Origin of the sequence: Hyphomicrobium sp. (genome assembly GCF_009026145.1) — a bacterium.
Taxonomy (GTDB): Bacteria; Pseudomonadota; Alphaproteobacteria; order Rhizobiales; family Hyphomicrobiaceae; genus Hyphomicrobium_A.
Map to the genome: position 1 here is coordinate 25,906 of NZ_WBUE01000016.1, position 21,973 is coordinate 47,878.

The following is a 21,973-nucleotide window of genomic DNA, read 5'->3' on the forward strand; positions in this document are numbered from 1 at the left end:
ACATGACCGTCAAGCGTTCGCGCAACGAGTCCCTCAAGGAAAACAGCCGATTCCTGCGCGGGACCATCGCCGACGGTCTCACACTGCCCGCGACCGGCGCCATCGCCGAGGATGACACGCAGCTTCTGAAGTTCCACGGCTCCTACTTGCAGGATAACCGCGACGTTCGCGGTGAGCGCACGAAGAAGAAGCTCGAGAAAGCCTTCATCTTTATGGTCCGCCTGCGTATCCCGGGCGGCCTCGTCAAGCCGGAGCAGTGGCTCGCACTCGACCGCGTGGCGACTGACTACGCCAACGGCTCGCTGCGCATCACAACGCGTGCCACCTTCCAGTTCCACGGCATCATCAAGTCGAACCTTAAACGCGCTATGCAGGCGATCAATGCGGTCGGCATCGACACCAAGGCGGCCTGCGGCGATGTCAACCGTGGCGTCATGTCGGTTGCCAATCCATACCTCTCCAAGGCGCACATGGAAGCCTATGAGCGCGCCAAGGATGTGAGCAACCATCTCGTCCCGCGAAGCGGCGCCTATCACGAAATCTGGCTCGACGGCGCGCGCGTCGATGCCGATGGCAAGCCGATCAGGGCGGAGGAGAAGGAGCAAAAGGAGGAGGAGCCGATCTACGGCACCTTCTACCTGCCGCGCAAGTTCAAGATCGTTTTCGCCGTACCGCCCGACAACGACGTCGACGTGTTTGCCCACGACCTGGGTTTCATCGCCATCCTCGAGAAGGGGAAGATCGCGGGCTGGAACGTTACGGTCGGCGGCGGCATGGGCATGACCCATGGGGACCCCAAGACCTTCCCGCGCACCGGCGATGCGATGGGCTTCTGCGGCCCCGATCAAGTTGTCGAGGTGGCCGAGAGGGTCGTCACCGTCCAGCGCGACTGGGGAAACCGCGAGAACCGTGCCAACGCGCGTCTCAAGTACACAATCGAGACGCACGGGCTTGCCGCTTTCCGAGCCGAGGTCGAGCGCAGGCTCGGCTACGAGCTCGGCGAGCCACGTCCCTATCATTTCGACTCGACCGGCGACAGGATCGGCTGGCGGCAGGGCCGCGACAAGAAATGGCACCTGACGCTCTTCATCGAGAACGGGCGCATCAAGGACAGGCCCGGCCATACGCTGCGCTCCGCCCTGCGCGAGATCGCTGAGTTCCACACCGGTGCCTTCGTGCTGACTAGCAATCAGAACCTCATCATCGCCAACGTCTCCGCAACGGCGAAGGGAAGGATCGATGCTGTTCTGAAGGAGCACGGCATCGCCATCGGCAGCGAGCTGTCGGGCCTCAGGCGCAACAGCATGGCCTGCGTGGCGCTGCCGACCTGCGGGCTCGCGCTCGCCGAGAGCGAGCGTTTCCTGCCTGAGCTGCTGACGGCGCTCGAGGAGTCGCTCGACAAGGCCGGTCTCAAGGATGACGACATCGTCATCCGCATGACCGGTTGCCCCAACGGCTGCGCGCGGCCCTACCTCGCCGAGATCGGACTCGTCGGTCGCAATCCCGGGCTCTACAACCTCTATCTCGGCGCGGCGTTCAACGGCGAGCGGCTCAACAAGCTCTATGCCGAGGACGTCGACAAGGCGCGCATTGTGCGGCTGCTGGAGCCGATTTTCGAGCACTACGCCAAGGAGCGCGAGGAGGGCGAGCATTTCGGCGACTTCGCCATCCGCGCCGGTTACGTGCGGGCAACGACTGCGGGCAATCGCTTCCACGCCGATCTCGCCTCGATCAAGGCCGCCAGCTGATCCTGCAACGTTGCCTCGCGCTCTAGCGTCATTCCGGCACTTGTTGCCGGGATCCGGCCCGCGTCTGGCGTAACGGCTAGTGGCGGAGGGGGTTGAGGAGCGAGAAGGCAGCCCAGCAGAGCACCAGTGCCAGCACGACGCGCAACACCCAGTCGGGCACCATGCCGGTGATGCGCGATCCGAGCGCGATGCCCGGCACCGAACCCAAGAGCAGCAGGCCGAGGATTTTGAGGTCGACGTTGCCCATGCCGAAATGGCTGGCGCCGGCGAGGAAGGTGAGCGGTATGGCGTGCACGATGTCGGTGCCGACCAGGCGCCGCGCCGACAACGAATGGTAGAGCGCCGTGAGCGCCACTACGCCGATGGCGCCCGCCCCGACCGAGGTGAGTGCGACAAGGACGCCGAGGGTAAGGCCGAGAAAGAGCGTGGGGACCTGGCGCACCGATGGCGGCGCGTCGTGGTCGGGAGCGCGCATCGCATAACGCTTGATGACGGGGTAGGCGGCGACGCACAGCGCGCTAATGATCAGGGCGATCGCCAGCACCTTGCGGATGATCGCTGCCAGCACGTGGATGTCAGGCTCAGCGAGATAGATCCAGGACAGTACGACGGCAGCGCCTGGAAGGCTGCCGAGGGCGAGCCAGCGCACGATCGGCCAGTTGACGTTGCCGAGCGCATGATGTCGCCAGGCGGCGCTCGCCTTGGTGATGGAGGCGAACAACAGGTCGGTGCCGACGGCGAGCACCGGCGAGATGCCGATGCCGGAGATGAGGAACGGCGTCATGAGCGAGCCGGCGCCTACGCCGGTGAGCCCGACGAGGAAGCCGACGGCGAACCCGCCAAATACGATGATGGGCCAGGCGCCCGAATGTAGAAATTCCATTTACGACAGGCTCGTGATCGCGTTCCGGGCGCCTCAGGGCGCGACCTTATCTGTTATCTTGGCTGGTTCAACCGCGGATCGCGGCGCGAGGGGCCTAAGAGAGGACACTGACGATATTCCGCAGGCTTAGGATGGCCACGACGCAGCCGACGATGATCATTAGCACCTCGTCGGGGAGCATTTTGGCCGCGTAGGCCGCGAACGGCGCCGCTACGACGCCGCCGATGATCAGGCCAGCGATGATCGGCCACAGCTCGAGGCCGATGGTCGCGACGAAAGTCGCCGAGATGGTAAAGGTGACGAAGAACTCCGCCAGATTGACCGAGCCGATGGCGTAGCGCGGCGTCGTGCCCTGCCCGATGAGGCTCGAGGTGACGATCGGCCCCCAGCCGCCGCCGCCGATGGAATCCAGAAGTCCGCCGACGAAGCCGAGCGGCGCCACACGCGAGGGCTCGGTTCCTGGCGAGACGCGCTGGCTGAGGGCCTTCCAAACGATCAGAAGCCCGATGAGCAGCAAATAGCCGCTGATGAACGGCTTGATCTTCTCGCCCGGCAAATTGGTCAGCAGGTAGGCGCCGATGGCGCCGCCGATCATGCCTGGCAGCGCGAGCCGCAGCAGCAGCTTGCGGTCGACATTGCCGAGGCGCCAGTGGGACGCGCCCGAGGCTGCCGTGGTGAAAGTCTCGGCGGCGTGGACGCAGGCGCTTGTCGTCGCCGGCGGAACGCCGAGGCTCAGCAGCACCGAGGAGGAGATTACGCCGTAGGCCATGCCGATGGCCCCGTCGACCATCTGCGCCGCGAAGCCGACGGCCACGAACAGGAGCAGATCATCCCACATCGTGTTGGCTCACACCTTCTCAGCTCTGGGTCCGCAAGCTTGATATAACGGATGCCGGACACAGGGCACGGCTGGTTGGAAGAGCCGTTAAAGCTCGATTTTCACCGGAATGCCGGCAGCGTGCAGCAGCAACGCCGCCTCGCTGGCGCGGCGCTGGAACTCGCGGCGGTCGTCATCGCTGTCGCCCAGGTCGCGGCATAGCCCGCGCTCCAATAGCTCGCGCGTCAGCCGGAAGGCGGAATCGTTGGCGGCATCGCCGGCCGTGGCCCTAGCAATCACGCCGCCCGCAACCGAGGCACCGGTTACCGCGTCGATGATGAGGAAGGAGCCCGTTGGCTGATTGTCGGCGAATTTATCGACGGCCACCGGGCGCCCCAACGTGATCGAGGCGATGGCGATGTCATTGACGGCACACTTCTCGGACGGCTGCGCGGCAAGGGTCTCGAGATCGAGCAGCGACCTGATGCTGAGCGTCGAAATGGGGGCCAGATCGGTGGCGGTGCGCAGGAAGTAGCCGGCGTTCGGATCGAACGGCGTCTCCCACAGCCACACAATGCGGGCCTCGAGCTGCGCCGCCACTGTTGGCAGACTGTCCGCGGCCGATAGGACGGCGCCGCGTGCCACGTCGATGTCCGCGTCGAGCTGCAGGGCGACGGCCTGGCCCTGCTTGGCGATCTCGAGGTCGCGGTCCATGGTGGCGATGCGCAACACGTGCGCGCTCTGCCCGCTCAGCGCGTCGGTGATGCGGTCGCCAACGCAAATGCAGCCAGAGGAGACCGTGCCGGCGAGGCCGCGAAAATCGAGGCCATCGCGGAGGACGGTTTGGACCGGCATGCGGAATGGGCCGCGTGCGGTGACGTCGCGCGAGGGGATGCGCTCGAGATGCTCGAGCAGGTGCGGCCCGGCGTACCAGGGCATGTGCTCGGACTTGCGGGCGACGTTGTCGCCGCCGACGGCGGAGACGGGAATGGCGATCGCCTCGCGGAAGCCGAAGCGCAGTGCCAGCTCGCGGAAGTCCGCCTCGATGGCGCGGAACTTGTCCTGCGACCAGTCGACGAGATCCATCTTGTTGACGGCAAGGATGAGGCGCTTGACGCCGACGATGTCGAGGATGGCGGCGTGGCGGCGCGTCTGCCGCTTCACGCCGTGGCGCGCATCGACCAGCATGATGGCGACGTCGGCGTGCGAGGCGCCCGACGCCATGTTGCGCGTGTACTGCTCGTGCCCGGGGCTGTCGATGACGACGAAGCGGCGCGTTTCGGTATCGAAGTAGCGCCAGGCAATGTCGATGGTGATGCCTTGCTCGCGCTCGGCGACGAGGCCGTCGAGCAGCAGGCTGAAGTCCGGGTGCGCGCCGCCGGTCGCCGCGTTCGACGAGCGGTTGATAGTCTCGCGCTGGTCGTCATAGAGGTCGGAGGCGTCCCACAGCAGGCGCCCGATCAACGTCGACTTGCCGTCGTCGACGGAGCCGCACGTCAAGAGGTGCAGGATGCCGTTGAGCTCCTGGTTGAATGCGGGCGCCAGATCCTCGCGCCGGATAGCCGTCAGCGCAGTCATCAGAAGTAGCCTTCCTGCTTCTTGCGCTCCATGGCGCCCGTCTGATCATGGTCGATGAGCCGTCCCTGGCGCTCGGATGTGCGCGCGCCGAGCGTCTCTTCGACGACGCTGTCGAGGCCGGCCGCCGTCGAAAGCACGGCGGCGGTGAGCGGCCAGCAGCCGAGCGTGCGGAAGCGCACGCTCTTCATCTGCGGAACCTCGCCGGGCTGCAGCGGTAGTCGATCGTCGTCGACGACTAGCAACTGGCCATTGCGTACGATGGTGGGGCGGCGGGCGGCGAAGTAGAGCGGCACGACTTCCAGCTTCTCGCGGGCGATGTAGCGCCACACGTCGCGCTCGGTCCAGTTGGAGAGCGGGAAGACGCGCACCGTCTCGCCGGGGCCGAGGCGTCCGTTGAGCAGGTTCCACATCTCCGGGCGCTGGCGGCGCGGGTCCCAACGATGGCCGGGTGAGCGGAAGGAGAAGACGCGCTCCTTGGCGCGCGAGCTCTCCTCGTCGCGGCGCGCGCCGCCGAAGGCGGCATCGAAGCCGTACTTGTCGAGCGCCTGCTTCAGCGGCTGCGTCTTCATCACGTCGGTGTAGACGGACGGTGCGTAGTCGTACGGGTTGATGCCGCGCTTCAGCCCTTCCTCGTTGACGTGCACGATGAGATCGAGGTCGAAGTCCTGCACCGTCTTGTCGCGGAAGGCGATCATGTCGCGGAACTTCCACGTCGTGTCGATGTGCAGCAGCGGGAATGGTGGCTTCTGCGGCCAGAATGCCTTGCGCGCCAGATGCAGAAGCACCGTCGAGTCCTTGCCGATCGAATACATCAGCACCGGCTTGCGGAACTGCGCCGCAGCTTCGCGGAAAATATGGATCGACTCGGCCTCGAGCATGTCGAGGTGCGAGAACTCCGCAGTCATGCGGCAGCATCCTTCTGACGGGGCCTGTTGTGCAGGCCGCATTCCTTACCGTCTTCGTTCTCCCACCACCAGCGACCGGCGCGGATATCCTCGCCGGGCTTGATGGCGCGCGTGCATGGCTGGCAGCCGATGGAGGGGAAACCGCGGGCGTGCAATGGATTGACCGGAACGTTGTTGGCGGCGACGTAGGCCTCGAGCTGCTCGAGGCTCCAGTCGGCGATGGGGTTCAGTTTGACAAGGGCGTTCTCGCTGTCCCATGCGGCAAAGGGCACATGGGCACGGCCGGCCGACTGCTCGCGCCGCAGGCCGGTGACCCAACCGGCGGCGCCGGCGAGGGCGCGCTTCAAAGGCCTCACCTTGCGCACCTCACAGCACGCCTTGCGGTTCTCCACCGCAAGGCGGAACCCATAGATGCCGTCGCGCGCCACCAGCTCCTCGACCTCACGCGCATCGGGGAACATGACGCGGATCTTAAGGCCGTAGCGGTTCTCGCTGGCTTCCAGCGTTTCGAGCGTCTCGGGAAAATGGCGCCCGGTGTCGAGGGTGAAGACATCGATTGCCGCGCCGCTCGTCGCGATGGCATTGAGCACGGCCTGGTCCTCGATGCCGAGGCTGGTCGAAAAGGTAACGCGGCCGGGCACCGAGCGGGTGATCTCCAATAGGCGCTCCTCGAGGCCGCCGATGGCCGCCAACCGCCGGTCGAGCGCTATCGCCTCGACCGCCATGTCGGGCGGCGCGGCGCGGGCAGTGCGCAGGGGAGGCCGGGCGCCCCGCGCCCCTCTGGCGCCGCGCCCAGTGGAGGTTTTCGTCGGCATCTTGAACCCTTGGCTGGAGCCCCGAAAATAGGGGAAACCGAATTCTACTTAAAGCGTCTGCCCTAAATAAAAATAGGATCGCATTCCAGATGGTGGGGCGCGGAGAAAATTTTTCCCAAGCGCGAGCTTCGTGGAACGGTGTGCCGCCCACATCGGGATGGACTCTCGAAGGCAAGGCGCACGCCCAGATCGTGTCGGCCGCCGGCTGCAGCCTAGGGCAGTGCAAAGGGCGACCGGGTTGGGGAGAGAGCCATGCACAACTTGTGCGCAAACCACATGTCGCACCCGTCCATTTCCCCCGCCACGAAGCGCGAATCAGTGTCTCAGCAATTCGAGCATCGGGACCGGCAATTCAAGTCACAGATTTATCGCAGGATGTGTGCCCGAGTTGCTCCGGCGAAAATATGGGGATGAATTAGATATGAAGAAAATGCTTATACTTCCGAGGCTTATTTCCTGCCATTTAATGTGGACATCCGCGTGACATTCCGGCCTCTGCAGCATCGGCTGAATAATGCCCCTGGCGAGTTGGTTAACAGATGGTATTCTCGCGACCGCTTCGTGATGGAGCCGGACATGAAGAGGGCTCTTCCATGTTCCAGCCCCTGGGCGAGGCAGCAAAAAGCAAACGTTGAGCAAGTAGCGGGGTACCACAATGGGGGATTCCTCTAAGCGTCCCGATTTTCCGCAGTTCGACCCACCCGTCGATATGACGAGGGAACGGGCCGAAGAAGCCGGGATCGAGGTCTTCGAGGTTGTCGGATCAATTAAATGGTTTGATGCATCAAAGGGTTACGGTTTCATAGTGCCCGACAACGGGCTCGCCGACATCCTGCTCCACGTCACCTGCCTGCGGGCGGGTGGCTATCAGACGGCCTACGAGGGAGCGCGCGTGCACGCCGAAGTCCTGCGCCGGCCGAAAGGCATGCAGGCGTTCCGCATCCTCAGCATGGACGAGAGCACGGCCATCCATCCCTCGCAGCTGCCGCAGCGGACGCACGTCATCGTCACGCCGGAAAGCGACTGGGAGCGGGCCATGGTCAAGTGGTTCAACCGGGTGCGCGGTTTCGGCTTCTTGACGCGCGGCGAGGGAACGCCCGACGTATTCGTGCACATGGAAACGCTGCGGCGCTTCGGTTTCACGGAGCTGCGTCCGGGTCAGATGGTGATGGTGCGCTGGGGCCACGGCTCGAAGGGCTGCATGGCTGCCGAGCTCAGGCCCGACGGACAACCCGGACTGCCGCCAACGCACTGACAAGGGCGATGGCTCAATTGCGAATTCGGAGCAGGGCTGCCCATGGGGCGGCCCTGCTTTTTGTAGCGGTCATCTCCACGGCGCTCATCGCGCCGGCCGATGCGAAGATGCGCATCGACCGGCTATGGCTCGTCCCCGCCAGCGGACAAGAGGTGCCGATCGACATCGAAATTGCCCAAGCGCCGGAGGAGAAGTCGCTGGGGCTGATGTTCCGCACCGAGCTCGCCGACAATGAAGGCATGCTGTTCCCCTACGGCGAGCCGCGCGAGCTCTCCATGTGGATGCACAACACCTACATCCCGCTCGACATGCTGTTCATCCGCCCCGACGGCGTCATCCATCGCATCGAGACGCGGGCCGAGCCGCTGTCGGATCGTGTGATCAGCTCCGGCGGTGAGGTGTCGGCAGTGCTGGAGCTTCCCGGCGGTGCTGCCGCGCGGCTGGGCATCAAGGCCGGGGACCGCGTCCGCCATCCACTGTTCACTGCGCCCAAGCCCTGAGTTCACTGCGCCCAAGCCCTGATCCACCGCCGCGCCGCCCGTCGGATACGCCGCGTTTACTAGGCCGGTGGCATCGCGTAGAACCCCTCTGACGTCGCGCGTCGGGGCGTAGCTCAGCCTGGTAGAGCACTTGCTTTGGGAGCAAGGGGTCGCGAGTTCGAATCCCGCCGCCCCGACCAAGAGACGCGACGGTCGTGAAATGCGAGGGGCACGATGGTGGCGCGTATTTTCAAACCGGCCAAGACGGCCATGCAGTCGGGCGAGGGCCGCACCAAGGAATGGGTGCTGGAGTTCGCGCCCGCGAGCCCGCGCGAGATCGATCCGCTGATGGGCTGGACGGGCACGCGCGACATGCGCGCCGAGGTGCAGCTCGCGTTCGACACCAAGGAAGAGGCGATCGCCTACGCCGCGCGCGAGGGCATTGCCTACGAGGTGTTCGCGCCATCGCCGCGCAAGATGATCCGCAAGTCCTACGCCGACAACTTCAAGTACGGCCGCATCGGGCGCTGGACGCACTAACGATCGAAGTCTCTTCCTGCACTCCGACAGCCTCGGTTACACGTCCGGTTACCGCGTCCGCTCGAGCCGAGCTCCGGAGGTGGAAGGGATCGACGGGGTGTGCGCCAGGCCATAAGAGCGCTAGTTGCTGCTCGAGGCGGGTTCTTCTGACGCGGACGCCAACCTCGGCCCGCTTCTATCGCGAGACCAGTTGATCAGAACTGATCGAGGCCAATGAGCTCCGGGAGGCTCTGCTCGGGCACCTTGTGAGCGGCGTGGCGGCTCTTTATTCCGCGCTTATGCGGGGCGCGCATAATCCGTATCGAATCCTTATGTGCCGAGGCCTAGCTCCTCCACGTCGAACCCGACAGGAGGAAGCACAATGTTGGATCTCGTCTATCTGGCGCTCGGGCTAGGCCTCTTCGGCCTCATGGCCCTCTACTCGGCCTGGTGCTCAATCGACTGACGCCCTTCCCGAACATCTCGATGATCTTCCTTTTGGCGGTCGTCTTCGCCGCGGTCACGTTCGGCATTTGGCCGGCCGTCTACGCATCCGTTCTCTCCTTCCTGGCTTACAATTTCTTCTTCATCGAGCCGCTCCATACGTTCACTGTCGCCAAGCCGCACGAGCTCCTGGCGCTCTTCGTCTTCCTCGCCGTCGCGGTCGTGATCTCGACGCTCGCCGGAAGCGTACGCGACCAGGCGAGCATGGCGGCGAGCCGCATGCGCGCCACCCGGCGTCTTTACGAGTTCACGCGCAAGCTCTCGAGCGTCGCCGGCTACGACGACATCCCGGAAGCTGCCGTCGCTGCCATTCACGCAAGCCTCGCCAGACCTGCCGTGGCGCTACTCGATCGGCGGGGGGAGCTGGAGCTGCGCGCGGCGTGGCCGCCGGAGGAGAGGCTCGATACCGCGACCATGACGGCGGCGCGCTGGTCGCACGAGCGCAACGAGCCGGCGGGAGCGGACACGACGACCTTACCGGCCGTGCCGTGGTATTTTGTGCCGCTCAAGACGGCGCGCGGTACGTTTGGCGTCATCGGTATCGGCCGTGACGGCGATGGCCGCAGCCTCGATGCTGAGGCGCGTACCCTGTTCGAGACGCTTGCCGAGCAGACCGCCGCGGCACTCGATCGCGCCTCGCTTGCGCGCGAGATGGTCGCGGCCCGCGGCGCCGCCGAGACCGAGCGGGTGCGCAACACGCTGCTGGCCTCCATATCGCACGATTTCCGCACGCCTCTGGCCTCGATCCTCGGGTCGGCGACAAGTCTCCTCGAATATGGGGACAAGCTCGATACCAACGCCAAGAAGGAGCTGCTTGGCCAGATCAGAGGCGAAGCCGAGGATCTCGACGAGATGGTCCGCAACCTGCTCGCCATGACCCGTATCGATGCCGGGGCACTGGAAGTGCAGAAGGACTGGATCGACCTGCGCGAGCTGGCCGAGAGGGTGGCCAGCGCCGCGCGCCGGCGGGGCGCCGCGCAACGCATAGAGGTCGTGCTTCCCGCCGACTTGCCGCTCGTCCGTGCCGACGCACGCCTTGTCGAGCAGGCGCTCGGCAACGCCGTCGCCAACGCCGTGGCGCACACGCCGCGCGAGACGCGCGTCGTGATCGACGCCGATGTCGGGGGCGGCTCCGTGGCGCTGCGCGTGACCGACGATGGACCGGGTATCCCTGCCGAGGTGCTGCCGCACGTTTTCGAGAAGTTCGTCCATGCCGCACCATCGGAACCGGGATTGGCTGATGGCGGCGAGAGCACCGGTCTCGGTCTCACCATCGCCAAGGGCATCATGGATGCGCACGGGGCCTCGATTGCTGCGGTAAGCCCTGTAACCAAGGGCCACGGCACGCGCATCATCTTCACGTTCCCCCTGAGCGAGACATCCAAATGACGGGCAAGACCCGCGCGCTAGTGGTCGACGACGAGGCGGCGATCCTACGCTTTCTCAAACCAGCGCTGGAAGCCAACGGCTACGAGGTTGCCGCTGCGATGACCGTCGGCGAGGCGCTGAAGGGCATCGCCAAGCAAGCACCCGATGTCGTCGTGCTCGATCTCGGCCTTCCGGATGGGGACGGCAAAGACGTCATCCGCCAAGTGCGGCAGTGGTCGGACGTACCCATCATCGTGCTCTCGGCGCGCGAGCGCGAAGCCGAGAAGATTGAGGCGCTCGACCTCGGCGCCGACGACTTCGTCAACAAGCCGTTCGGGATGGGCGAGCTGATGGCGCGGTTGCGCGCCGCGCTCCGGCACCGCGCGCAGCGTCAGGGCGAGACGACCGTCCTGAAGCTCGGCCAGATCGAGATCGACACCGTCCGACATCGTGCCACGCGCGCCGGGTCCGAGCTGAAGCTGACGCCCAAGGAGTTCGAGCTCTTGGCCTGCCTGGTGCGGCATGCGGGCAAGGTCATGACGCACAGACAGCTGCTCATGGCCGTGTGGGGCCCTGCACATGCGCAGGATACTCAATATCTGCGTGTCTACGTAGGGCAGCTGCGCCAGAAGGTCGAGGAGGACCCAGATGATCCCAAGATCATCGTGACCGAGCTCGGCGTTGGCTACCGCCTCGCTGAGGCGTGACTTCAGCTCATGGCGGATGCTGTCGAGGTCATAATCTCGGTCCCCTTCCGCCTGTGGGGCTATACCCTCGCATCTTCCGCCATCCCGCGTGGTCGCTGCGGGCGGATCTGAGAATGTGGCGTCTTCGGGCTTTGCGGTGAGCTAGAACTCGAGCGCTGGGCTTCGAACCGGCTCGCTAGCGCATTCGCGCTTGCTGCGGGTCATTGACGGATGGGCGGCGTTCTGGTGTTGTCTGCACCCCCACTAGGAGAGGCCCGGCCGCTATACGAGTCGGCCTGCGAGGTCCGTGCTCGAAATCTTCATCGTCCTGTGCCTCGTCGTCTTGAACGGCGTGTTCGCTCTGTCCGAGCTGGCGATCGTCTCGGCGCGCCGCGCAAAGCTGAGGGCTCTCGCCAAAGCCGGGCGCAAGGGGGCGAGAAGCGCGCTCGCGCTCGCCGACGATCCCGGCCGGTTCTTGTCCACGGTGCAAATCGGCATAACCCTCGTCGGCATCCTCGCCGGCGCCTTCTCGGGCGCGACGCTCGGCATCGAGCTGGAGGATTATCTGATCGCGCGTGGCCTGCCACGCGATGTGGCCGAGGCGCTGGGGCTTGGCGTCGTCATCGTTGCCATCACCTACCTGTCGCTGATCATCGGCGAGCTGGTTCCGAAGAACTTGGCGCTGCGCAATGCCGAAGCCATAGCCTGTGCCGTCGCGCCGATGATGACCGTTCTCGCGCGCGTTGGTTCTCCCTTGGTGTGGCTGCTCGATAGCTCGACCAAGCTCGTCCTGCGCTTGACGGGGCAAGCGCCGCAGCCGGCCGCGGCGGTCACCGAAGAGGAGATCAAGACGCTCGTAGCCGAGGCCGAGAGCGCCGGCGTCTTGGAGAGCGACGAGCGGCAGATGATTGCCGGCGTGTTGCGCCTGGGCGATCGCGCCGTCCTCGGCCTTATGACGCCGCGCACCGACGTCGATTGGATCGACCTGGCCTCTGACGAGGCCGACATCCGGGCGCGGCTGATCAGTACCGGTCACTCGCGCCTGCCGGTCGGCGAAGGCTCGCCCGACGCAATGATCGGCGTCGTGCAGACGCGCGAGCTGCTCGCTGCGCTCCTTGCCGACAAACCGCTCGACGTGCGCGGCCACGCGCGCCAAGCCCCCATCATTCCGGAGACCATGGATGCGCTCGACGTGCTGCAAGTGCTGCGCGAGGCGCCGGTACCCATGGCTCTGATCCACGACGAGTATGGGAATTTCGAAGGCCTCGTCACGCCGGCGGACATACTCGAGGCCATTGCCGGCGTCTTTCATTCCGATGCCGAGGGTCGCGAGCCCTATGCAGTCGAGAGGGACGACGGCTCATGGATTCTCTCCGGCGCGATGCCGGCCGACGAAATGGCGGAAATGCTGGAGATCACGCTGCCCGGGAGCCGAGACTACCAGACTGTTGCCGGCTTCGTGCTGGCGCTCCTGCATCATCTTCCCGTGACAGGGGAATCCGTCGCTGCGTTCGGCTGGCGCTTCGAGGTCGTCGACCTCGACGGCCGCCGCATCGACAAGGTGCTCGCCACGCGCATTCAGGCGCTGCGCCGCCGACAGGCCTGAGCGTCGGCGGAGCCCCAGCGTCACTGGAAGAGCACAAGCGCCTTCTCGACGGTGTTCCAGATTCCCCAGGCGAGCGGGATGCCGACGAGCAGCCAGAACAAGGTGGACTTGAAGGTGATGCCGCCCATGCCGATGCCGTAAGAGCCGGTTCTCACGGGACCCGTCGCCTCATGCAACTTGGCCAGCTCGGCGGCGACGTCAGCCTCGCTCATGTGCCATTTGTGGTTGACGGGGTGTACGAGAAGATTGGCGATGAAGCCAACGACCAGGAGCCCAGCCAGAGTGTAAAAGATGGGTCCGTAGATCTGGTCGGGCGCGATGCCGGCGGCCTGGCGCGTGTCGTGCATGTAGTTGACGATGACGGGCCCGACGATGCCCGCCGTCGACCAGGCGGTGAGAAGCCGTCCGTGGATGGCGCCCACGAACTGGGTGCCGAACATGTCGGCTAGGTACGCCGGTATGGTCGCGAAGCCGCCGCCGTACATGGAGGCGATGATGCAGATCGCGCCCACGAACACCGCCAGGAGCTTCCACTCGGCCGCGAACGAGGCCAGCACATAAAGCGCGGCGCCGAGGACGAAGAAGATGAAGTAGGTGGTCTTGCGCCCGAGGTGGTCGGAGGACGAGGCCCAGGCAAAGCGGCCGAAGATGTTGAACAGGGAGATGAGACCGACGAAGCCGGCGCCGACCGCCGCTGCTTTTGCCAGCAGAGCCGCATTCTTCTTGAGCTCGAGGTAGCCGATATCCGGGCTGCCGGCCAACGCGCCGCCGAAGGTCTCCTGCAGCATCGGGGAAGCAGCGCCGATAATGCCGATGCCCGCCGACACGTTCATGGTCAGGATGATCCACAACAGCCAGAACTGCGGGGTCTTGTGTGCATCCTTGAGGTGTACGTTGTTGGAGGTGATCATGCGGTTGCCGTTGGCCGGCGGCGTCCATCCCTCGGGTTTCCAGCCGGCGGGCGGCAGGCGATAGCCGAAAGCGCCGATCAGCATGAAAGCGAAATAGATGGCCGCCATGGCAACGAAGGTCTGCCACACGCCGACGTCGGTTGCCGAGCGGAAGCCGCTCCACTCGAAGGAAAAGTCGCCGATCGAATAGGCGCCGCCGCTGAGGCCGTTCATCAGGATGGCGGCGAGCGGCGAGCCGATCATGGCGCCGCCGCCGAAGCCCATGATGGCCATGCCGGTCGCCATGCCGCGCCGGTCCGGGAACCATTTGATGAGCGTCGATACCGGCGAGATATAACCGAGGCCGAGACCGATGCCGCCGATGACGCCGGCGCCGAGCCACATCAGCCACAGCTGGTGGATGTAAACGCCGAGCGCGCCGATGAGCAGGCCGCCGCACCAGCACAGCGCCGAGACGAGGCCCGCCTTGCGCGGACCTACGCGCTCCAGCCACCCGCCCCAAATCGCCGCGGAGATGCCGAGCAGCAGGAAGAAGAACGTAAACATCCAGCCGAGATCGAACTGGCTCCAATTGCAGTCGGTGGCGGTCAGGGCGTGCAGGGTGCCGATCGACTTTTCGGTGAAGGTGACGGCGCCGGCCGAGCATTCGGGCAGCGGCTTGCCGTCGGCACCGAGGAGGGCGCCCTGCAACGGCTTCCAGAACACCGAAAACCCGTAGGCCATGCCGATGCACAGATGGATGCATAGTGCGGCGGGCGGGACGAGCCAGCGGTTGAAGCCGGGTTTGGCAATGATGCGCTCTCGGGAGAGCAGCGGCGCGCCGACTTCCTCCGCGGTTACAGTGCTGGCCATGGTGCGTTCCCTTCCCCCGAAGTCCCATTTTTGCGGCGGCTGGCGCCTGGCGCCGCCGCTCTTCTCCCTTTCTTGGCATGGGTTTGCCGTCACGATCAACGAATCTGGTAGGCGGGATGGGGTGCCGGCGAATGCCATGCCCGCCAGAGGGGGCAAACGCGGATCCGCGTGCGGGGCGCCTGGCGCCCCGCTTCCTCACTGTGCCGCTAACGGACTATTGGCGCGCGTACTTTATGCCGCCCGCTCGCTGCTCAGCGCCGTATGCGGGGCATGATGGCCGTCGACGCGGAAGGGGATGCACTCGGCGGCGAGCCGGTTGGGGCCCATGCCATCGAGGGCCGCGAGCATGCGTCCCTCGCGTTTGAGGAACGTGTCGGCCAGCGCGACGAAGCGCCGGTTGGGCACGGCCGTGTCGGAGGCACGCCGCAACGCCAGGGCAATGGCTCGCTCGGGTGCCTGCGGATTGAGCGCACACAGGGTAATGAAGGCGGTGGCGGTGGAGCGGCTGAGGCCGGCGTAGCAGTGGATGAGCAGCGGCGCCCGCCGGTCCCAGCCGCGGACGAACTCGATCAGCTGGCCGACGTGCTGCTCGGCGGGGGCAATGGCGCCGTCCCGCTCCTCGACGATGTCGTGCATATCCAGTCGCAGATGCCGCTCGGGCGCCACACCGGCGGGTGTGAGAGGGGCAAGTTCGGCATTGATGGCGCTGATGAGATGGCGTGCGCCGCTATGCTCGAGGACCTCCGGGATGTGCCTCAGCGCGCAGACGTGGACAGAGGCGGAGGGCTTAAGCTGCATGATCGAATCTTTCTGGTTTCCAATGCTTAGGCGGGGTGTGCCAGCGAACCATGACCGTTTCAAGAAGCCGGCGTTCGTGGTCGTGTACAGGGCGTAGTTCCTGGCAACTCAGTGGCTTGCCAGCCCGACGCGGGCGGCTTATCCACGTCACTCACCGTGCGGTAGGGCTACCATGATATAGGTGGCCAGCAAGGGATCCCGTAGCTCAGTTGGATAGAGCATCTGCCTTCTAAGCAGAGGGTCGCAGGTTCGAATCCTGCCGGGATCGCCACCTTGTTTCAATTCCTTATGAGCGCGCTGCTGCCTTCATTCTGAAGCGCTTTTCTTGGGCTCATTCTGAATTTTGGCCGCTGTCTGTTCCCTTTCGACCTACGCACGCCGCTTGCGGGCATTATCGCGCATTTCTCAGCCTGCTGCGCAACGCGCCGACTTGGGAGCGGGCGACGAAGGACTATGGCCGCATAAACGTGCCGGTGCTGATTGTCTGGGGGGACTGCGACTGGGCGAAGCCGTCCGAGCGGGAGCGTGATAGCCGTCTTGTTCCCGGTGCCGCGACGGCGACGGTTGCGGGCGGGGGACATTTCCTGCCGCTCGATCGGCCGCACGAGTTGGCGGAACTGATCATCGGCTTCGCCGCATCGATTGATCCAGTGATCCCACGCTGACTTCGCGGCGCGACGCATCGGGCGTCGATTTCGCCGCCCGCAAGGGTTCGTCAGGCAACTTCGTCGATCGGCGCTAGGGCAACCGCAGCACCACCTTGCCGACGATACGCGAGCTCAGCTGATGGAGTTGAAGCCTGCGCATTAGGGGACGCAGCCCCAACGCGGCGACGAGCCTCCGCGCCGCATTGTACGCGGTGCAAACCGCCCACGCCGCCGGGCCAAGGGTTCGGACGTTGAAGACGACTCCTTGCGGCGTGTGCAACGGATTGCCGGTCCAGCAATGGCGCGACGGCATTGGCAGGCCACGGCGTTGGCGTGCACGGTTGCCGAGGCCATGGATGGACGAGGCGAACGCCGCACTGGAACTGACGATCCGCGGCGCGACACCGAAGATCTCGAGGCCAAACCGCCAAGGCTGCCGGAAATCGGTGTCAACCGGCCAGTACCTCTTGAGCGGGCACAGAAATCTTTTCGCCCCCGTGCGGCTGACGAGATAACCGGTGGTCGTTTCAGGCACGCGCGAATAGCGGACGATGCGGCGGCTGTCGTCGAGCTCGGCGATCGGCTTCACCGCGCGGTTGCTGTCCTGACAAATGTGGACGATGTCCCAGCCGGCCGGCAGGTTATCGAGCACATTGGCGATGATCTCGCGCATGTTGGCAGGAAGTACGGCATCGTCTTCGAGGATAAGCGCGTAGTCCAAGTCGCGTTCGACGATCGATTGCATTGCCGTTAGGTGACTGGCGTAGCAGCCAACCTCGCCGGGCTTCAGCTGCGAGTGCAGCTTGCCGTCCGTGAAGAAAAAATCCTTGAGCTGTGCAGGAACTGACAGACCCTCTACGCCGACAACCCGCTCGGCGGGAAGCTCGGCCAGGCGTAGATACTGACGGATCGCGATCCGCCGCGCCTCGTCAACCTCTCGGTTGATGTAAAAGGTTGGAATCGCATTCAGATTGAGAGCGCGGGACGCTTGCGCATTCCAGGCATCCCAGCCGTCGCGGGCGGCGTCGCGAGGGAGCCTGGCTGCGGGTTCAACAAGCATACACGACAACTCCACTTACGCGGATACAAGAACTGCCGCACGAGCGCTCAGGCTTGATGTTCTAGCATCGTGAATATCCGTTAGGCGAGCAGGTTCTATCGGGCGCCGAGCTTCCCTGCCTAATTGTTGCGCAGCTGCCTCGCACGCCGATGCGGCGCTACTTGGGTGGCCGACTGCCGATTCTGTGCAGAACTTTCAACAAACGGCGGATATGTGATTCGATGCACTCGCGCCCCTGGCGGCCAGCCTCTAGTCCTGGGCGAGACGATAATGACCGGGGTGCGGGGCCATGCGGCGCAGTATTTTAGACGTATGTCTGTTCAATTCTCCCTTCCACACGTTGCGGGCAATGTTCTGGAACATAAGGACTTTGGGCTTTACTTGGTGGGCGTGGTGTCTCGCGAAGAATACTTGCACCGCACTCGGTGAGTATTATTGCAGCGCGGGCGATGCATTAGGCGTGCGGCCCAAAACCATGCGTGTCGCCGCTCGGATCTTGCGCTGACTAGCTAGCGAGAGGGGCCAAGCACCCTTCCCGACTCCCCGCTCAGCTTTTGTCGATGAGGAGGACGACCTTGTCCTCGGCCGGGTCGACAATAGCGAGCTGGTCGTCGGCGACGAAGTACCGGCACGGGCCCAACTCATCCGCCTCCGAGAGCACCGGTTCGGGGAACTCTTCAAGCTCGATATCGCTCGGCACGCTCCAGCCGACCCGCAGATCCGCGACGTCGACCTCACGTCCGAGGCGGACCGATCCCAAGATGAGCTCGCGCTCGTCCGCGCTAAGGTGGATGTCGGTCGAGCACCTGCCGCCGGACCCAGCCGCCGCATGTCGCCGCGGGGTGGCCGGAATGACGGCGACGACCTCGTAGGTATCGGGGTCGCAGATGACGTATTCGTCCTCGACCCAGACGTACACGTAGTCCCGATACTCGGGGACGATATCGATAACCGCGATAGGCACAGGGACGAAGTGCCAGTGGCGCGGCAGGCGGCGCCCGATCGATATATCGATGTCGACGTCGGTGTGGTGCTTTGCGTCGGTCTTGTCGCGGAAGGCGCTCTGCACGCGGTCGCGCTTGTCATCCGAGAGCTCGACCTGCTTGACGCGCTCCGACTTGTCGGTAGGGGCAGCCGTGTCGGCATCCTTTCCGGTGACGCTATCCTGCGCCTCCTTATCCTCCTTATCCTCCGTCTGCTTGGCCGCGTCCTTGACCTTGTCCTTGGTGCGCGCCTGAGCATCGTCCTCGTCCGGCTTCCCGTCGAGCTTGGCGCGCTCGGCGGCCCTCTTCGACGGACGCGTGTCGTCCGCCTTCGCACGCTCCTCGTCGGCCTCGCGCTCGGCCCGCGCCTTAGCCCTATTGCCAGCGTCTCCACCACGATCGGAGTCGTCGGCATCCCGTTGACGTTCACCTCTATCGCCAGCCGGGCCTTCGGCCGAGCGGCGCGCCGGCGGCGTTTCGGTTGCTTCGCGCGCGGGTCCGGGCTCAACCGCGGGACTGTCCCCGCCGCCACCCGCGCTCGGGCCGGCTCGCTCCGCCGGCGCTGCAGGACCACCTAGGTCCGGCCCGCCCCCCATTCCCGCTGGTCCTTCAACTCCCGGACCGCCGGGGGCTGGCCCGCCCATCCTGCCGTCTGGCCCTCCTTGTGCGTACGCGCAGCCCATGGCGCTGAGCATGAGCGTCGCGACTAGCGTCATTGTTGTTCTCATCTTGACGTCTCCATTCGCAACAAGAGAGCACGCATCATGCGAACTCGAGACGCCAACGGAGTGTGCCGATTAAGTGTTCCCGGGCGCGGCCTGCTGACCAGTGCTTAGTTGGCGCGCGGGCGGTGAACCAAATGGATCGCCGTGAGTTGATTGCCTCAAAGAGAAGCTGGTCTTCGTCGGTGGACGAGCGGGCGAGCGTCACCCCGCCAGCAGCTTGATTGCCGGCTTCACAGCCGCCGAGGCCGCGCGTGCGGCACTAGCCAGAGAGCCTACTTATCGTCGCTGTAAGGCTGCTCGCCCTCGACGTACGGGCGCACCTTGCGCCACAGGCGATGGTAGTCGTTCGCATACCGGCGCTGCTCTTCGATATCATCGGCGAGCCGCGACGCTTCCCGCAGCCGCTCCATCTCGCTCAGCGCCTTTTCGACCTGCTCTCTCGTCATGCGAGGCTCCTCGTGCCCGACCTCGGGCGGCGTGAGGCAACGCGCGCCATCGGCGAGAGATATATCGCCAGTCTGCCCTGCTGAACAACGCACAACATCCGCTATTCATGGCCGGCAAAGCAGGAATGCTGCAACACATATCAGCGGCGTTGCGAATTGCTAACGATCTCCCGGACATTCTCGTTGAGGAAGCTCGCCACGCGCCAGGCATTTGCACGCAAGCTCACCCATACCGGCTACAAGGATCGGAACCTCGCCTTCCGGCGCGTGTTTGCCTAACGAGCAGCGCGCGGATCGGTTCTCAGGGTTCACAAACTTTGCTGAGGTCCATATGCGCACAGCAGTCGCATCTATAGTCGCCGCTGTCCTAGCCGTGAGCAGTTCGGCCCATGCGCAAGAGCAGCCGGGCTTTGGGCCAAACCCGAAGCTGCCTGAGCCGCAGTATTCACTGTTTCCGACCGTCAACATCGCCCCGGCGACGAGCTGGCGCGACGGTGCCAAGCCGGCGCCTGCGGACGGATTGAGCGTGATGGCATTGGCGACGGGCCTCGAGCATCCGCGCTGGCTCTACACGCTGCCCAACGGCGACATTCTGGTCGCCGAGACGAACGCGCCGCCGAAGCCGGAGGACGGCAAGGGCATCAAAGGCTGGTTCATGAAGCTCTTCATGCGGCGTGCCACCGGTCCGGCGAAAAGCGCCAACCGCATCCGGTTGCTGCGCGATGCCGACGGCGACGGTGTGGCGGAGGTCGATGAAGTGTTCCTCGACGGGCTCAACTCCCCGTTCGGCATGGCACTCATCGGCGACAGCTTCTATGTCGCCAACACCGATGCCGTGCTGCGCTTTCCCTACAAGGATGGCGAGATCATCGGCGCCGGGGTCAAGGTGACCGATCTCCCCGCCGGTCGGCTCAATCACCATTGGACGAAGAACATCATTGCCAGCCGCGACGGCAAGCGGCTTTACGCAACCGTCGGCTCCAACAGCAACGTCGGCGAAAACGGCCTCGACAAGGAGGAGGGTCGCGCCGCCATTTGGGAGATCGACTTGGAGACGGGCAAGAAGCGGATCTTCGCCTCCGGGCTGCGCAATCCCAACGGCATGGCCTGGGAGCCGACGACAGGTCAATTGTGGACCGTCGTCAATGAGCGCGACGAGCTCGGCAACGACCTCGTCCCCGACTACCTGACCTCGGTGAAGGACGGCGGCTTCTACGGCTGGCCCTACAGCTACTGGGGCCAGCACGTCGATACGCGCGTCAAGGAGCAGAAGCCCGACCTCGTCGCCACGGCGATCGCGCCCGACTACGGCCTCGGTGCGCACAGCGCGGCACTCGGGCTGACGTTCTACGAAGGCACCCTATTGCCCGAAGACTATCGCGGTGGCGCATTCATCGGCCTGCACGGCTCGTGGAATCGCGAGCCGCGCGCCGGCTACAAGGTGACCTTCGTGCCATTCGCCAACGGGCGCCCGTCCGGACCGCCGAAGGACGTGCTCATCGGTTTCGTCGACGGCGAGGGCAACGCGCAAGGTCGCCCTGTGGGCGTTGCGGTAGACAAGACGGGGGCGCTGCTCGTTGCCGATGACGTGGGCGGCCGCGTGTGGCGCGTGACGCCGGCCGCTGGCGCGCCGGCGATACCTCGCGCGGCATCTCAGTAAGCGTTCTACAAGCGGAAAGCTGCGCCCATGCAGGGCGTGCATGGCGTTCCAGGTGTGCCGCGTGGCACAGCGGGAACGTCGCGTGAGCGGTAGTGGTTGTGCAGCGACACAGAAGTGGAGTTCGCAAGATGCCGCTCTTCTTTTTGCCCTTCCTCTATTCGCAGCTGTTGCTCTCAAGCGCGACCAATTACTGGACCGAGGCAGGCGAGGAGTACTACAGCCCCTCGCTGCCTTCCCCGGAGACGATCGCGCAGGTCCTCCGCTGACCTAGGGTGGTTGTTTCTGTGGGGTGCAGGGCCTACACAGGGCGGCTTCACAAGCCGCCAGGTAACCAGCCTATGCCGCTCCTCCGCTTCGACCTCATCGAAGGCCGCACCGACACTGAGATAAAGACGCTGCTCGACGCCGCGCACCGGGCGATGCTCGCCGCCTTCAACGTCCCGGCGCGCGATCGCTATCAGATCGTCAACGAGCACAAGGCATCGCGCATGGTCGTCGAGGATACCGGTCTCGGCATCCCGCGCACGAGGAACATTGTTGTGGTGCAGGTGATCACTCGCCCGCGCGGCAAAGAGGCGAAGCAGCGATTTTACCGGTTCCTCGTCGAGGAGCTGCAGAAGAGCTGCGGAATCGCTGCGTCCGACGTCATGGTATCGATGGTCGAGAACACCGACGAGGACTGGTCGTTTGGCCTCGGGCGGGCGCAGTTCTTAGACGGCGACCTCTAG

General features: G+C 65.0%; 21 protein-coding genes and 2 tRNA genes. 13 read left to right on the forward strand and 10 right to left on the reverse strand.

Going from position 1 to position 21,973, the window contains the following annotated elements; translation table 11 throughout:
• Window positions 1-2: 2 nt before the first annotated feature.
• Window positions 3-1,748, forward strand: a complete 1,746-nt coding sequence (locus F9K20_RS13000) for an NADPH-dependent assimilatory sulfite reductase hemoprotein subunit (RefSeq protein ID WP_291002325.1) — start codon at window positions 3-5, stop codon at window positions 1,746-1,748.
• Between the two features lie 76 nt (window positions 1,749-1,824).
• Here the strand turns inward: F9K20_RS13000 and F9K20_RS13005 are convergent, their stop codons facing one another.
• The 5 genes from F9K20_RS13005 to F9K20_RS13025 all read right to left on the reverse strand — a co-directional run bounded on the left by F9K20_RS13005 (window position 1,825) and on the right by F9K20_RS13025 (window position 6,656).
• Entirely contained in the window at window positions 1,825-2,631 is an 807-nt protein-coding gene (locus F9K20_RS13005; RefSeq protein ID WP_291002328.1) for a sulfite exporter TauE/SafE family protein, read from the reverse strand.
• Window positions 2,632-2,725: 94 nt separating this feature from the next.
• On the reverse strand, window positions 2,726-3,469 hold the full coding sequence (locus tag F9K20_RS13010) for a sulfite exporter TauE/SafE family protein (protein WP_291002332.1): 744 nt from the start codon (window positions 3,467-3,469) through the stop codon (window positions 2,726-2,728).
• A gap of 87 nt (window positions 3,470-3,556) precedes the next feature.
• Complete coding sequence (locus F9K20_RS13015) at window positions 3,557-5,026, reverse strand: GTP-binding protein (RefSeq protein ID WP_291002335.1); 1,470 nt, start codon at window positions 5,024-5,026, stop codon at window positions 3,557-3,559.
• Window positions 5,026-5,931, reverse strand: coding sequence for a sulfate adenylyltransferase subunit CysD (cysD, locus tag F9K20_RS13020; RefSeq protein WP_291002338.1), 906 nt, complete (start codon window positions 5,929-5,931; stop codon window positions 5,026-5,028). Before cysD ends, F9K20_RS13015 begins: the two co-directional genes overlap by 1 nt.
• On the reverse strand, window positions 5,928-6,656 hold the full coding sequence (locus F9K20_RS13025) for a phosphoadenylyl-sulfate reductase (RefSeq protein ID WP_291002494.1): 729 nt from the start codon (window positions 6,654-6,656) through the stop codon (window positions 5,928-5,930). The genes cysD and F9K20_RS13025 overlap by 4 nt, the downstream gene beginning before the upstream one ends.
• A 799-nt stretch (window positions 6,657-7,455) precedes the next feature.
• Here F9K20_RS13025 and F9K20_RS13030 point away from each other — a divergent pair.
• The 7 genes from F9K20_RS13030 (at window position 7,456) to F9K20_RS13060 (ending at window position 13,163) form a co-directional block, all read left to right on the forward strand.
• The gene (locus F9K20_RS13030) at window positions 7,456-8,001 is read left to right on the forward strand and encodes a cold-shock protein (protein WP_291002497.1); all 546 of its coding nucleotides are present in this window, start codon (window positions 7,456-7,458) and stop codon (window positions 7,999-8,001) included.
• A gap of 17 nt (window positions 8,002-8,018) precedes the next feature.
• On the forward strand, window positions 8,019-8,501 hold the full coding sequence (locus tag F9K20_RS13035; protein ID WP_291002341.1) for a DUF192 domain-containing protein: 483 nt from the start codon (window positions 8,019-8,021) through the stop codon (window positions 8,499-8,501).
• 102 nt (window positions 8,502-8,603) lie between these two features.
• Window positions 8,604-8,680, forward strand: a tRNA-Pro gene (locus tag F9K20_RS13040).
• Between the two features lie 34 nt (window positions 8,681-8,714).
• Window positions 8,715-9,020 (forward strand): ETC complex I subunit, encoded by a 306-nt coding sequence (locus tag F9K20_RS13045; RefSeq protein WP_291002344.1) that lies wholly within the window; start codon window positions 8,715-8,717, stop codon window positions 9,018-9,020.
• A 429-nt stretch (window positions 9,021-9,449) separates the two neighbouring features.
• Window positions 9,450-10,892 carry a DUF4118 domain-containing protein gene (locus F9K20_RS13050; protein WP_367115859.1) on the forward strand — a complete coding sequence of 481 codons (1,443 nt, stop codon included), beginning with the start codon at window positions 9,450-9,452 and terminating at the stop codon, window positions 10,890-10,892.
• Window positions 10,889-11,578 carry a response regulator gene (locus F9K20_RS13055; protein ID WP_291002347.1) on the forward strand — a complete coding sequence of 230 codons (690 nt, stop codon included), beginning with the start codon at window positions 10,889-10,891 and terminating at the stop codon, window positions 11,576-11,578. Before F9K20_RS13050 ends, F9K20_RS13055 begins: the two co-directional genes overlap by 4 nt.
• A gap of 286 nt (window positions 11,579-11,864) precedes the next feature.
• Window positions 11,865-13,163: a hemolysin family protein gene (locus F9K20_RS13060; RefSeq protein WP_291002350.1), complete on the forward strand. Its 1,299-nt coding sequence runs from the start codon at window positions 11,865-11,867 to the stop codon at window positions 13,161-13,163.
• A 20-nt stretch (window positions 13,164-13,183) separates the two neighbouring features.
• Here the strand turns inward: F9K20_RS13060 and F9K20_RS13065 are convergent, their stop codons facing one another.
• Window positions 13,184-14,926, reverse strand: a complete 1,743-nt coding sequence (locus F9K20_RS13065) for an OFA family MFS transporter (RefSeq protein ID WP_291002353.1) — start codon at window positions 14,924-14,926, stop codon at window positions 13,184-13,186.
• Between the two features lie 231 nt (window positions 14,927-15,157).
• Entirely contained in the window at window positions 15,158-15,724 is a 567-nt protein-coding gene (locus F9K20_RS13070) for a protein tyrosine phosphatase (RefSeq protein WP_291002355.1), read from the reverse strand.
• A 194-nt stretch (window positions 15,725-15,918) separates the two neighbouring features.
• Between F9K20_RS13070 and F9K20_RS13075 the strand changes: the two genes are divergently transcribed.
• Together F9K20_RS13075 and F9K20_RS13080 are read left to right on the forward strand one after the other, a co-directional pair.
• Window positions 15,919-15,995: transfer RNA gene (locus tag F9K20_RS13075), tRNA-Arg, on the forward strand.
• Between the two features lie 196 nt (window positions 15,996-16,191).
• A complete protein-coding gene (locus F9K20_RS13080; protein ID WP_291002358.1) occupies window positions 16,192-16,389 on the forward strand; it encodes a hypothetical protein in 198 nt (65 codons plus the stop codon).
• A 73-nt stretch (window positions 16,390-16,462) separates the two neighbouring features.
• Here the strand turns inward: F9K20_RS13080 and F9K20_RS13085 are convergent, their stop codons facing one another.
• The 3 genes from F9K20_RS13085 to F9K20_RS13095 all read right to left on the reverse strand — a co-directional run bounded on the left by F9K20_RS13085 (window position 16,463) and on the right by F9K20_RS13095 (window position 19,585).
• On the reverse strand, window positions 16,463-17,431 hold the full coding sequence (locus F9K20_RS13085) for a glycosyltransferase family 25 protein (protein WP_291002360.1): 969 nt from the start codon (window positions 17,429-17,431) through the stop codon (window positions 16,463-16,465).
• A gap of 547 nt (window positions 17,432-17,978) precedes the next feature.
• On the reverse strand, window positions 17,979-19,010 hold the full coding sequence (locus F9K20_RS13090) for a DUF1236 domain-containing protein (protein ID WP_291002363.1): 1,032 nt from the start codon (window positions 19,008-19,010) through the stop codon (window positions 17,979-17,981).
• Between the two features lie 401 nt (window positions 19,011-19,411).
• The gene (locus F9K20_RS13095) at window positions 19,412-19,585 is read right to left on the reverse strand and encodes a hypothetical protein (RefSeq protein WP_291002366.1); all 174 of its coding nucleotides are present in this window, start codon (window positions 19,583-19,585) and stop codon (window positions 19,412-19,414) included.
• Between the two features lie 373 nt (window positions 19,586-19,958).
• On the opposite strand from F9K20_RS13095, the gene F9K20_RS13100 reads away from it, so the two are divergent.
• The 3 genes from F9K20_RS13100 to F9K20_RS13110 all read left to right on the forward strand — a co-directional run bounded on the left by F9K20_RS13100 (window position 19,959) and on the right by F9K20_RS13110 (window position 21,973).
• Window positions 19,959-21,245: a sorbosone dehydrogenase family protein gene (locus tag F9K20_RS13100; protein ID WP_291002369.1), complete on the forward strand. Its 1,287-nt coding sequence runs from the start codon at window positions 19,959-19,961 to the stop codon at window positions 21,243-21,245.
• 128 nt (window positions 21,246-21,373) lie between these two features.
• A complete protein-coding gene (locus F9K20_RS13105; RefSeq protein WP_291002372.1) occupies window positions 21,374-21,511 on the forward strand; it encodes a hypothetical protein in 138 nt (45 codons plus the stop codon).
• A 72-nt stretch (window positions 21,512-21,583) separates the two neighbouring features.
• On the forward strand, window positions 21,584-21,973 hold the full coding sequence (locus F9K20_RS13110) for a tautomerase family protein (RefSeq protein ID WP_291002375.1): 390 nt from the start codon (window positions 21,584-21,586) through the stop codon (window positions 21,971-21,973).